The sequence below is a fragment of the Kitasatospora sp. NPDC051914 genome, assembly GCF_040680995.1.
GTDB lineage: Bacteria > Actinomycetota > Actinomycetes > Streptomycetales > Streptomycetaceae > Kitasatospora.
The window spans coordinates 1-12,426 of the sequence record NZ_JBFAXX010000006.1 but is presented as its reverse complement, the minus strand read 5'-3'; the positions used below and the strand labels follow the sequence as shown (position 1 = coordinate 12,426).

Genomic DNA, 12,426 nt, shown 5'->3' with positions numbered 1-12,426 from the left:
CAGGGGGCGAACATCGATCGGAGAATGAGCACACGGTTCGAGAGCGGACGACTGCCGTTTGTTCACCATCTGTTGATGTGTGAAGGATTGAAGAACGCACCAACGCAAACCCCAACCTTGCTACTCGTTATGGGAGTTGTGCAAATCCGAGGCCCATTCGAGTGCAATTGCCGGCGCGCCGCGATTGTCGATGTTGATACACGCCGAATAATCATGAGGTCCAGACCACTTGCCGCCGCCCGCAGGCCTCCGGGCGGCCGGAGGATTCCACCTCCGGCGACGGATGCGGAGTCGGTGGCGATTTGGCGTCAAGTTCGCCAAGGAGCCGGACCATTGATGCCGGTTCGACGACTCCCTGCGGAGCGGAACCCGGGCGAAGACAGCGCCACGGCAGGGGCATTCGGATCCGAGTGCATTCGACGGAGGCCCAACTCCCTTTCCGCACCGAGGAATGCACGGGTCAGGACCGATCAGGGCCGAGTGCTCCGCCGGCGGGCGGGCTCTCCCCCTTCTGGCGTGTCTCCGGGCCTACGCCGCGTGCGGTGGGGGCGCGCCGGGCCCGGGCCGCTGCTGCGGCGGGGCACCGGGGGCTGCGGGTGAACCTCCCGCGGTGTCCTCTATCGGTGGAGTCCGGCCGTTCACCGGGCGACGCGACCGGCGCAGAACCGGCGTGTCCTCGGTCGCAGTGGGCCGTGCACGGTGGGGAACGATCACTGCGTCCGCTAGGTTGAAAGGGTGCGGCCGCCCCGGCCGCACCCACCCGCCGAGATTCCGAGGAACCGCCCAGATGACCGCGCCTCTGCCGGGTTTCGCCGGCCACACCTACCTCTTCCAGGTCGACAACGGCGCCGCCTTCCGCAACTCGTACTCCGCCGACGGCAAGCGGCTGCGCTGGGAGGGCCTCGGCGAGTCCGCCGGCCAGTTCGAGGACGTGTCGCTGCACGTCGCACAGGTCGGCGAGCAGCTCTGGTTCGTGAGCTGGACGGAGCAGAGCGGCATCACCGTCAGCCATGTGATGGACCTCGCCGCGCTGACCGTCCGGGTCTTCTGGACGTACGAGGGCGAGGGCGGCCGGGTCGGAGAGCTGCACACCGGCACCCTGGAGCAGCTCAGCTGACCGGCCGCCCGCCGCCGGGTCAGGCCGCGGCGGTCAGGTGCTGCGAGAGCCACTCGAGCGAGGGCGGCAACAGCTGCGACCAGGTGCGGAAGTTGTGGCCGCCCTGCGGGACCCAGGCGGTGTTGGCGGTCATCGGCGCCTTCACCGCCTTCTGGAACGCCTCGGTGCCCGGCTTGTAGCCGCCGTCGCCGGCCTGCGGGCCGGCCAGCAGCACCGAGATCTTCGGCTGCGGCAGATTGTTGAGCCGCCACATCAGGTCGGCCTCGTTGCGGCGCTGCTGGCTGCCCTTGAAGAGGTCGCCGGTGGTGGCGTCCTCCGCCGCCTTGTAGTAACCGGACAGCGCGACGGCGGTGGGGAACACCTCGGGGTGCCGCATCGCCATCTTCACCGCGCAGTACCCGCCGGTGGAGTTGCCCACCACGCCCCAGCCCGCGGCGGCCGCCGACACCCGGTAGCTCGCCGAGATCACCTTCGGCACGTCCTTGGTGAAGTAGGTCTCGGACTGCGCCCCGCCGGGGATGTCCTCGCACTCGGTGTCGGCCGGCATGGCGGGCGAGGGCCGCATCAGCACCAGGACGGTCGGCTGCATCTTGCCCGCCTGCATCAACTGGAGCGCGGCGGAGGGATAGTTCAGCCGGGTGATGAGGTTCTTGGCGTCGCCGGGGAAGCCGGTCATCACGACCGCCGCCGGGAAGTGCTTCTGGGCGTGGGCCGGCTGGAAGTACTGCGGGGGCAGGTAGACGTACGCGTCGGTGCTCAGCCCGGAGTGCGATCCGGTGATCCGCACCGCGTGGATCTCCCCGGTCTGCTCGGGGCCGCCGGTGCCGCCCTGCACCGGCTCCTTGCCCAGCAGGTGGGCCTTCACCACGGGCGGGGCGGCGGCAGGCCGGCCGTCCACCGCGGCCTGGACGCTGACCGGGCCGGGGTCGCCGGTGCCGAGCAGGTCGTCCCAGCTGCTGTAGAAGGCGAAGTAGTTGTTGGCCGCCAGGCCGATCGCGCAGAGCACGGCGATCTGGGTGGTCAACAGTGCGCCGATCCGGCCGAGCACCGCCTGCCAGGACGGCCGGGCCAGCCGGGGCCACCAGACGACCGTCGCCGCCAGCAGCAGGAGCGCGACGGAGATCGCGATCACCAAGACCGTCGTGCTGGTCAGCCCCATGCTTCCGCCACTCCCCGAGTTCCTGCGTGCGCCACGGCACGGGCCCGCCCCGCAACCGCCGGGTGGCCCCCGGCTGAACGCACGCCGAACGGGGGGCATCCGGTTCCACCGGGGACCGGCCGGTTCCCGCAGACCGTCCCGTGGCCCGCTCCCGCCGACGGACAAGTATGCACGTCCCGGCGGGTCTCCCCGTCCACCGGGCGGGTGGCGGTGACTCAGCTCACCCTGCCGTGTCGTCCGCCGCGGAGCGCTGACGGACGGCCGGTTCGCACTGGCGGGGCGTCAGCGCAGCGGCACCACGGCGACCGGGCAGTAGGCGTGGTGCAGCACGGCGTGCACCGCGGTGCCGAGCCGCAGGCCGAAGCGCGGGGCCGGCTGCCGGCGCGAGACCACCAGCATGGCGGCCTGCCGGGAGGCCTCGACCAGGGTGCCCGCGGTGGCACCGCCGACCTGCCTGGCCTCGAAGGAGACGTCGGGGAACTCCTCGCGGACCGGATCGCAGACGCGGTGCAGCAACTGCTCGTGCAGCCGGGCCTCCTCGCCGAGCTCGTCCACCATCGGCGCCATGTGGCCCACGTCGGCGACCACCGGCGACCAGGTGTGCAGGGCGCGCACCGGCAGCCCGGTGAGCTCGCCGGTGTGCAGCGCGAACCGCAGCGTCCCGGTGTCGCGTTCGTCGCGGATCGCGACCAGCACGTGGCTGCCGACGTGCTCGGTGCCGCGGACGACGACCACCGGGCACACCGAGTGGGCGGCGACCCGCAGGCTGACCGAGCCCAGCAGCAGCGAGGCGAACCCGCCGTGGCCGCGGGTGCCGACGACGGCCAGCTCGGCGTGCTCGGCCGCGGTGAGCACGGCCTCGGCCGCGTCCCGGGGGACGACGTCCCCGGTCAGCCGCAGGGCGGGGTACGAGGCGCGGACCTTGCCGAGCGCCTCGTCCAGGGTGCCCTCGGCGTCGCGCAGGATGAGGTCGGTGACGGCCGAGCTGGCGCGCGGGGAGAGCGTCACCGTGCCCGTGTTGACCGCGTGCACCAGGTGCAGTGCGCAGCCGCGGCGGACGGCCTCGTGCGCGGCCCATTCGGCGGCGGCCGCGGCATGTGCGGAACCGTCGACGCCGACGACCACACCTGCGGGGGATCTGCTGTTCATCTTCGGCTCCCGGGGTGCACCCGCCCGCACCGGTGCGACGCGCCGGGGGACGGACGGGCCTCACGTACCAGGATGCTCCTCCCCCGCCCGGGCGGCACGGCTCTGCGGGGACAGGGCGGTCCCCTCAGCGCTCCTCGGCGAGCAGGCCGAACTCCGGACGGGAGAGGTGCAGCACCCGGTAGGCCGTCCGGTGGCCCTCGGCGGGCTCCTCGGGCGGGGTGTCCTGCCAGAGGGCGAAGTGGACGAGCTCCCAGCGGGCCGGGTCCAGGGCGACGGCGGCGCTGTGCAGCCCGGGGGCGTCGCCGAGGGCGGCCACGGCGCGGGCGGTCTCCTCGCCGGGGTCGGCGCCGGGCGGGACGGCCCGGACGGTGCGGGAGGCGAACCGGGGCACGGCGTCCGCGGCGGGCCCGGTACGGAGGCCCGCACCGATCCAGTGCCGTACCTCCGGGCGGCCGAAGTCGGCGCTCAGCCCGCGGAAGCCGGGGCCGGTCAGGAAGTCGGTCATGCCGGCGGCCGTCCGCCACAGGTAGAACGGGGCGTAGGCGTTGACCGGGGAGCCGAGGCTGCCGCGCTCCCGGACGAGGAAGGCCTTGAACCCCAGGCCCGGGAAGTCGTCCGTCAGATGGCCCTTGGCCGCCACCCGCCGGTGGACGATCCCCATGTCGTAGTCGGCGGGCAGGACTATCTCGTACTGCATGGCCTGCATCGGCTCACTTCTCCGGAAGTCGGGGTCGGAACGCCTGCGTGCCCGCCTCCCTAGGGCGCGGGCCGCAGGAGGGCGAGGGCTCCGCGGACGGCCCGGTGGAAGGGTTCGGGGTCGCCGGCGGCACGGGCGAGGACGTAACCGCCCTGGACGACGGCGACGACGACGGCGGCGGTGTCGGCCGGGTCGGCGCCCGGGGCGAGTTCGCCGGCGGCCTGCCCCTCGGCGACGATCCCGGCGATCCGGCCGCGCAGCCAGGCGAAGGTCTCCTCGACGGGGGCCCGCAGCTGCGGGTCGGCGACGACCTCCGGGTCCTGGGCCATCCGTCCGATCCGGCAGCCGCGCAGCACCTCGCGTTCGCGCTCGAGGTAGCCGGCGATCCGCTCGTAGGCGGTGCCGGGGGCGGAGAGCCGCTCCTCGGCGAGGGCGCGCAGTTCCTCGGCGCTGCGCTGCAGGGCTGCGGCGGCGAGGCCGGGCTTGCCGGCGAAGTGGTGGTACATGCTGCCCTGGCCGGCGCCGCTGCGCTGCTGGATGGCGCGGGGGCTGGTGCCGACGTACCCGCGCTCCCAGAGGAGCTCCTGGGTGCTCTCGATCAGGCGGTCCTGGGTGCTCATGCGCCGACTGTACATACCAGTAGGTACAGCCGTCCACCGCGCGAAGAACGGCGGGAGCCGCCCCCGGGCGGGGACGGCTCCCGACGAACGGCGCCGGCCGGCGCCCGGTCAGGCCGGGACGCGCTCCGGCTCGGCGGCGGCGGGCTGCGGGTCGCGGGCCGCGCCGGGCACCGGCATCCGGCGGGCGAGCGGGGCGGGCAGCCACCAGTTGAGGCGGCCGAGCAGGGTCATCGTGGCGGGCACCAGCACCAGCCGGACGATCGTCGCGTCGATCAGCACCGCGACGGCCATGCCGACGCCCATCATCTTCACGGTGATGTCCGGGTCGATCGCGAAGCCGGTGAACACCGCGACCATGATGGCGGCCGCGCTGCTGATCACCCGCCCGGTCGCGGACAGGCCGCGCACCACGGAGCCCTTGGCGTCGCCGGTGGCCAGCCAGTCCTCGCGGACGCGGTCCAGCAGGAAGACCTCGTAGTCCATGGACAGGCCGAACAGCACGGTGAACATCAGGATCGGCACCCAGCTGGAGACCGGCACCTCGTGCGGCAGCCCCAGCGCCCGGGCGCCGGTGTCGGACTGGAAGACCGCGGTCATCACGCCGTACGCGGCGGCCACCGAGAGCAGGTTCATCGCCGCGGCCTTGACCGCGATCACCGGCGCCCGGAAGAGCACGGTCAGCAGGATCAGCGACATCGCGACGACCACCGGCACCACGACCCACAGCCGGGAGGCCAGCCGGTCGGAGATGTCGGAGAAGGCGGCGACGGTGCCGGTGACCTCGGCGCCGTCCGGCAGGACGTCCTCGCGGACGTCCTTCAGCAGACGGGCGGTGCGCTCGTCCTGCGGCCCGGTGGCGGGGGTGACGCTCACGATCGCGGCGTCCCCGGCCCGGTTGACCAGCGGCGGGCTGACGGCGGCGACGCCGGGCTGCCCCTTCAGGCCGGCCACCAGCGGCGGCAGCTTCTCCTGCGGGAGCTTCTTCAGGTCGACGGCGATCAGCAGCGGGCCGTTGGCGCCGGGCCCGAAGGCGTCCGCGGTGAGGTCGTACGCCTTGCGGGTGGTGCTGGACGCGGCCTGGCTGCCGGCGTCCTGCGGCCAGGTGCGCATGTGCAGCATCGGTGCGGCCAGCGCCAGCAGGACCACCAGCGAACCGAGGGCCGCGACCACCGGACGGCGGCCGATCAGTGCGGCCCAGCGCTCGGTGCGGGTCGGGCCGTTCCCGGCCTTCAGCTTCGGGTTGCGGCGCTCGGCGCGCCGCAGCAGGCGGTCCCCGGCGAGCGAGCAGAGCGCCGGGACGAGGGTCAGCGCGGCCAGCATCACGGAGCCGACGACGGCGAAGGTGGCGTAGCCGAAGGAGGAGTAGGTGGGCAGCCCGGCGAGCCGCAGGCCGAACAGGGCGACCAGCACGGTGGAGCCGGCCACCACGACGGAGGCGCCGGCGGTGGCGGTGGCCTCGGCGGCGGCCTGCTGCTTCGTCAGGCCCTTGCGCAGGCCCTCGACGTGGCGGCTGACCAGCAGCAGGGCGTAGTCGATGCCGACGCCGAGGCCGACCATGGAGGCGACGGTCGGGGCGGTGGGGCTGATGTCGGTGACGGCGGCCATCAGGGTGGTGAGCGCGGTGCCGAGGCCGAGGCCGGCGAGCGCGACGACCAGCGGCAGGCCGGCGGAGACCAGGGTGCCGAGGGCCATCACCAGGATCACCAGTGCGGCGCCCATGCCGATCATCTCGGCGGTGCCGTCGGGTGCGGTGAAGTTCTCCGGCAGCTGGCCGCCGAACTCGACCTGCAGTCCGGCCTGTTCGGTGGGGCGGCCGGCCCCGCGGAGGGCGTCGAGGCCCTCGGAGCCCTTGAATTCGGTGACGGGGGCCGAGTAGTCGACGGCCAGCAGGGCCGTGTCGCCCTTGGCGGAGAGCTGCGGCGGGGCCACCGCGGTGACCTTGGGCAGGGCGGCGAGCCGGGCGCGGAGTCCGTCCAGCTCTGCGGCGGGCACCGGCTTGCCGTGCCGGTCGTGGACGACGACCCGGGCGTTGGCCCCGGACATCTCGGGGAAGCGGTCCTTCAGCAGGTCTGCGCCGGCGGTGGAGCGGGTGCCGGGCACCCGGTAGTCGTCGCGCGGGGTGCCGCCGAACGCGGCGGCCAGGCCGAGGGCGAGGGCCAGCAGCAGCACCCAGCCGAGGACGGTGCGCCAGGGGCGGGCGGCGGCTGCGCCGCCGAGGCGGCCGAGCAGGGTTGACATGGTCGGGGCCTTTCGGCAGTCCGGTGGTCGTTACCCGTTCAGCCTGCGGGGTGCTGCTTGGAGCCCACTTGGTGCCGGGCGACGGCCTCCTCGTCCGGCACCGCGGGAAGGCCGTGCAGGGCGGCCAGCGCCTCCGCCTCCCACGGCGCGGACTCCCAGCGGCGGGCGATCTCGGCGGCGTGCGCGAAGTGCTCCGCCGCCTCCTCGGTGCGGCCGAGCATCCGGGCCAGCTCGCCGAGCACCATGGCGATCGGGCGCAGTGCCACGGAGGTCGAGGCGGCGCCGGCCACCAGGTTGCGCAGCGGCAGGAGTTCGGTGATCAGCTCGTCGGCCTCGGCGTGCTCCTCGAGGGCCAGGACGGCGGCGGCCCGCAGGGCGAGGAAGAAGGACCGGTAGTAGTCGGGCTGGACGGGCAGCCGACGGGCCCGCACCGCGCGGGCCTCCTCCGTCCGGCCGAGGGCGGCGAGGGCGAGGGCCTCGACGTCTGCGCCGAGCCGGCCGTACCCGGCGGACAGCGAGCGCACCCGGGGCAGCTCGCCGCCGATCCGGCCCTCCCGGACGGCGATGGTGAGTTCGGCGAGCGCGCCGAATCCCTCGGCGTGCACCGAGGCGCGGGCGCGCAGTCCTGCCACGGCCCGCCCGTACAGTTCGGCGGCCTCCGCGGTGCGGCCGGCGGCGAGTTCGAGCATGCCGCGGTGGCAGAGGCCGACGTCGGCGAGTTCGGCGAGCCCGTAGCGTCCGGCGATGGCCGCGGCGGCCGCGATGTGGCGGCGCAGCGCCGGCATGTCCGCGGCGACGGCGGCCGCCGTGGCGTACAGCTGCTCGGCGTGCCAGCGGTAGGCGGGCAGGTCGTGGCGGCGGGCCAGGGCGGCGAGCTCGTCGGCGATCACCGCGCGCCGCGGGGCGCCGAGTTCGTAGTCGCAGATCCGGGCACTGGCGGCGAGGGCGAGGGCCAGCAGCCGGGGGTCCCCCTCGGCGCGGGCGATGGCGACGGCCTCGTCCGCGGCGGCGGTGCCGACCGGCTCGCCGGCGCAGTTGCACTCCTGGGTGAGGGCGTCCAGCAGGCGGCAGCGGACGGCGGGGGCCAGGTCGGTGCGGCGCAGCAGCCGCTGCAGGGTCTCCACGGCCTGTTCGTCGTAGGTGCCGTAGGGGTGGGTGACCCAGGGAGTGGGCTCGGTCCAGGCCGTCCAGGCCTCGATCAGCAGGTCCTCCCGGCCGGTCTCCTCGGCGAGGGCGACGGCCCGGCCGCGGGTGGCGGTGGCGGCGGCGACGGCACCGCCGCGGACCTGGGCCCGCAGCAGGGCGCCGAGCAGGGCGGTCCGGCGGGCGGGCCGGTCGTCGCCGCCGTCCGGGACGCGGTCGAGGTTGTCCAGGGCCTGCTGCAGCAGGTCGGCGCAGGTCTGGTGGGCGTAGCGGCGTTCGGCGGCCTCGGCGGCGCGGACGCAGGCGTCGACGGCGCGCTCGGCGGTGGCGGAGGAGGCCGCGCTCGTCCAGTGGTGGGCGAGGGCGGCGAGGCGGTCGGGGCGCAGTGCGCACAGCGCCTCCGCGAACCGGCCGTGCAGGCGGGCCCGGCGCAGGCCGCTGAGGTCGCCGTAGAGGGTGTCGCGGACCAGGGCGTGCGCGAACCGGACGGTACCGGGGCGGGGTTCGGTGAGCAGGCCGCCGACGACGGCTGCCTCCAGCGCCTCCAGCAGCTCCTCCTCTTCGTCGCCGGAGGCGTGCACCAGCAGTTCGACCTCGGTCTCCCGGCCGGCCACCGAGGCCAGCCGGAGCGCCTCCACGGTGGCGGGCGGCAGCCGGTCGAAGCGGCGCCGCAGCACGTCCCGGACGCCCTGCGGCACCTCCTGGAGGGCCACCAGGGCGCCCTCCCCGGCCAGCAGGTGGGCGCTCTCCACCAGGTAGAAGGGGTTGCCGCCGGTGCGCTCGGCGAGGGCGCGGACGGTCTCCGCGTCGACCGGGGTGTCGCAGACCGCGCCGATCAGGGTGCCGGCCTCGGCCTCGTCCAGGCCGCCGAGCGCGATCCGGTACGGCGAGCGGCGGGCGAAGGTGCCGAGCAGGTCGGTGAGCCCGCCCTCCCCGGGGCGGTGCGCGCACACCAGCAGCAGCCGCTCGGGGCCGTGCACGGCGGCGAGTTCGGCGGCCAGGGCGCGGGTCTCCTGGTCGGCGGCGTGCAGGTCGTCGAGGATCACCGCGACCGGCGCCCGCTCGGTGGCGGCCTCCAGCCAGCGGGCGACCGCCCGGTGCAGCCGGAAGCGGCCGGTCAGCGCGTCCCGGCGGCGGGTGGGGTCGTCCTCGCCGAGCAGCGGGGCGAGTTCGGCCCTGGTGACGGTGGACGGCGGGTGCTGCCCGGCGAGTTCGCGCAGCGCCTCCGTCCACGCCCAGGCGGGCGGGGCGCCCTCCGTCTCCGGGCAGCGGCCGGTGGCCACCAGCCAGCCGCTGCGCCGCAGTTCGCTGCCGAGGCGGGCGAGCAGGGTGGACTTCCCGGCGCCGGCCTCGCCGGAGACCAGCACCACCGACCGGCCACCGGGGACGGTGGCGGCCGTCGCGGCCTCGCGCAGCGTGCGCTGCTCGGCCTCCCGGCCGACGAACGGCGGATCCTGCGGGCCGTTGCCGCACCGCGGGCCGGCCGGGCGGGACGGCGGCAGGTCGGCGGCCGGGAGCGGCACGCCGAGCAGGTCCGTCTGCTGCCGGAGGATGGCGGACTCCAGCTCGGCGAGGGCCGGCCCCGGATCGAGGCCGAGCTCGGCCGTCAGCACGGTACGAGCACGGCGCAGCGCGTCCAGGGCCTCGGCCTGCCGGCCGGCGCCCCACAGGGCCCGGGCGAGCAGCCGCCAGCCCTCCTCGCGCAGCGGGTGCTCCTCGGTCAGCGCGAGGGCGGCCGCAGCGGCGTCGCCGGCACGGCCCTCCTCCAGTGCCGCCACCACGGCGGACTCCTGTGCGGCGACCCGCAGTTCACCGAGGCGGGCGATCTCGGCGGCGGCCCAGGGCTCGTCGGCGAACTCCGCGAAGGCGCTGCCGCGCCAGAGCGCCAGCGCCTCGTCGAACAGCCGGGAGACGGGGTGCCCGAGATCCTTCGCGGCCCGCTCGGCGAACGGCTGGAGCCCGCGGGCGTCCCGCAGCCGTACCTCGAAGTCCCAGGCGTCCACGCCTGAGGCGGGCAGCGCCAGGGCATAGCCGGGGGCACGGCTGAGCAGCAGCCGGGCGGGTTCGCGGGGGCCCCGTTCGGGTTCGAGGATGCGGCGCAGGTTGGACACGTACGCCTGCAGCGAGACGGCGGCCTTGGCCGGCGGCCTCCCCTGCCACAGGTCGTCGATCAGCCGGTCCACCGGGACGACCGCGCCGCGGGCCACCAGCAGGCGGGCGAGCACACCGCGCTGCCGCGGGCCGCCGAGGCCGATCCCCGCCCCCGCCACCTGCGCCGTCAGCGTGCCCAGCACCGATATCCGCACCATCGTGCAACGAGCGTAAGCGATGGCCTCGTGCCCGTTCCAAGCGGACTCCCTGCCGGTTCCAAGCCGGCTCCAAGCCCCCGGACAGGTCGGACACGCACGGGGCAGGGAACGCACCACCGGCTGCGGGCCGGCCCACGAGGGGCGTGTGGGGGCACCTCCCGGCCCAAGGCTGGGAAGAACTGCGCAGTCCGGGAGCGGGCGTCACGACAGCATGGGCCAAGCCCCGATCCGTACGGTGGCCCGCATCCGGACTGCGCAGTTCCCCGCGCCCCTGACGGGCTTGCCCCTGGGCTGTCGGTTCAGCTGCGCAGGAGGACGGCCGAGAGGGGGACGAAGCCGCCCTCGGTGCCGGTGGTGTCGGGGCCGGCGGTGCGGCGGAGCATGGCGAGGGCGATCCGTTCGCCCTGGGCCTTGGCGCGGTCGGCGTTCGGGCCGGTGTGGAGGCCGTCGACGGCGGCCTGCCAGAGCTGGACCCAGCGGCCGAAGTGGGCGGCCGTGAGCGGGCGCCGCTGGTGCAGGCCGAGGTGCGGGGAGAAGGCGTTGCGGCGGTACTCGCCGGTCCGCAGCAGGGCGCTCTCCCAGAAGTCGGTGATGTGCGGGAGGTGGGTTTCGAGGTCGAGCCGGGCGATCTCGGTGAAGTAGGGGCCGATCAGCGGGTCGGCGAAGGCGACTTCGTAGAAGCGCCGCAGCAGCCGTTCGAGGTCGGCGCGGTCGGTGATGTCGGGGTGCGGCACCGGCGGGCTCCTCTCGGTACGGGCCCTGCGGGCCGTTGCGGCCAGGCTACGCGGCGGCCCACCGGTCCGGCAGGGCCGTTGGTCCCGGGCGCGGGCGGGCCACCTGGCAGGATGCCGGCATGACCTATCTCCCCTCGGACGACCGCTACGCGTCCATGACCTACCGGCGGGCGGGCCGCAGCGGTGTGCAGTTGCCCGCCGTCTCGCTCGGCCTGTGGCACAACTTCGGCGATTCGCAGCCGCTGGAGGTGCAGCGCGCGGTGCTGCGCCGGGCCTTCGACCGCGGTGTCACCCACTTCGACCTGGCGAACAACTACGGCCCGCCGTACGGCAGTGCCGAGCGCAACTTCGGCTACCTGTTCGCGCAGGACTTCAGGCCGTACCGGGACGAGTTGTTCATCGCGTCCAAGGCGGGCTACGACATGTGGCCGGGCCCGTACGGCGACGGCGGCTCGCGCAAGTACCTGCTGTCCAGCCTGGACCAGTCCCTCGGCCGGATGGGCCTGGACTACGTCGACGTCTTCTACTCGCACCGCTACGACCCCACGACTCCGCTGGAGGAGACGATGGGGGCGCTGGACCACGCGGTGCGCTCGGGCAGGGCACTGTACGCGGCGATCTCCAACTACCCGGCCGAGCAGCACCGGGAGGCGGTGGAGATCCTCCGCGGCATGGGCACGCCGGTGCTGATGAACCAGATCAGCTACTCGATCCTCAACCGCACCCCCGAGGACGGGCTGCTGGACGCGATCGGCGAGACGCAGACCAGCATGATCGCCTTCTCCCCGCTGGCCCAGGGCCTGCTGACCGACCGCTACCTGTCCGGCAGCGTGCCGGCCGGTTCGCGGATGTCGGTCGGCCACTTCCTGCGGGAGGAGGCGCTGACCGAGCGGAAGCTGGACCAGCTGCGGGCGCTGAACAAGGTCGCCGAGCAGCGCGGCCAGACCCTCGCCCAGCTGGCACTGTCGTGGGTGCTGCGGGACGAGCGGGTGGTCTCGGTGATCATCGGTGCGTCCGGTGTCGCCCAGCTCGACCAGAACCTCGACGCGCTGAAGGGCGGCCCGCTGACCGCCGAGGAGCTCGCCGAGATCGACCGGCTCAGCCGCTGAGCCCGGCGGCCCGACCGGCCTGCGCCGTCGGTCGTGCCGGAGGCCGGGGCCGGACGCGTGGGTCCTGCGGCCCCCGCCCCTCCGGTGTTGGGCCCGCGCCGACGGGGGGCGCGGACGTTTTGACCACCCCGCGGTCGGGGGCGATGCAGTG

The 12,426-nt window shown here is 74.8% G+C and carries 9 protein-coding genes; 2 read left to right on the top strand and 7 right to left on the bottom strand.

Translation table 11 applies throughout. The annotated features are described in order from the left end of the window. Window positions 1–787 precede the first annotated feature (787 nt). On the top strand, window positions 788–1,117 hold the full coding sequence (locus AB0M03_RS05975) for a hypothetical protein (RefSeq protein WP_363488890.1): 330 nt from the start codon (window positions 788–790) through the stop codon (window positions 1,115–1,117). Between the two features lie 19 nt (window positions 1,118–1,136). On the opposite strand, the gene AB0M03_RS05970 is transcribed toward AB0M03_RS05975, so the two are convergent. The 7 genes from AB0M03_RS05970 to AB0M03_RS05940 all read right to left on the bottom strand — a co-directional run bounded on the left by AB0M03_RS05970 (window position 1,137) and on the right by AB0M03_RS05940 (window position 11,166). Then, complete coding sequence (locus AB0M03_RS05970; RefSeq protein ID WP_363488888.1) at window positions 1,137–2,276, bottom strand: alpha/beta hydrolase-fold protein; 1,140 nt, start codon at window positions 2,274–2,276, stop codon at window positions 1,137–1,139. A gap of 282 nt (window positions 2,277–2,558) precedes the next feature. After that, complete coding sequence (locus AB0M03_RS05965) at window positions 2,559–3,425, bottom strand: universal stress protein (RefSeq protein WP_363488886.1); 867 nt, start codon at window positions 3,423–3,425, stop codon at window positions 2,559–2,561. A 124-nt stretch (window positions 3,426–3,549) separates the two neighbouring features. Further along, window positions 3,550–4,131, bottom strand: a complete 582-nt coding sequence (locus AB0M03_RS05960; protein ID WP_363488884.1) for a DUF4865 family protein — start codon at window positions 4,129–4,131, stop codon at window positions 3,550–3,552. A gap of 50 nt (window positions 4,132–4,181) precedes the next feature. After that, entirely contained in the window at window positions 4,182–4,757 is a 576-nt protein-coding gene (locus tag AB0M03_RS05955) for a TetR/AcrR family transcriptional regulator (protein WP_363488882.1), read from the bottom strand. A 93-nt stretch (window positions 4,758–4,850) separates the two neighbouring features. Then, window positions 4,851–6,980 carry an MMPL family transporter gene (locus AB0M03_RS05950; protein ID WP_363488880.1) on the bottom strand — a complete coding sequence of 710 codons (2,130 nt, stop codon included), beginning with the start codon at window positions 6,978–6,980 and terminating at the stop codon, window positions 4,851–4,853. A 38-nt stretch (window positions 6,981–7,018) separates the two neighbouring features. Next, complete coding sequence (locus AB0M03_RS05945; RefSeq protein WP_363488878.1) at window positions 7,019–10,432, bottom strand: BTAD domain-containing putative transcriptional regulator; 3,414 nt, start codon at window positions 10,430–10,432, stop codon at window positions 7,019–7,021. A 299-nt stretch (window positions 10,433–10,731) separates the two neighbouring features. Then, a complete protein-coding gene (locus AB0M03_RS05940) occupies window positions 10,732–11,166 on the bottom strand; it encodes a group III truncated hemoglobin (protein ID WP_363488876.1) in 435 nt (144 codons plus the stop codon). 119 nt (window positions 11,167–11,285) lie between these two features. Between AB0M03_RS05940 and AB0M03_RS05935 the strand changes: the two genes are divergently transcribed. Beyond that, the gene (locus tag AB0M03_RS05935; protein WP_363488874.1) at window positions 11,286–12,275 is read left to right on the top strand and encodes an aldo/keto reductase; all 990 of its coding nucleotides are present in this window, start codon (window positions 11,286–11,288) and stop codon (window positions 12,273–12,275) included. Window positions 12,276–12,426 lie beyond the last annotated feature (151 nt).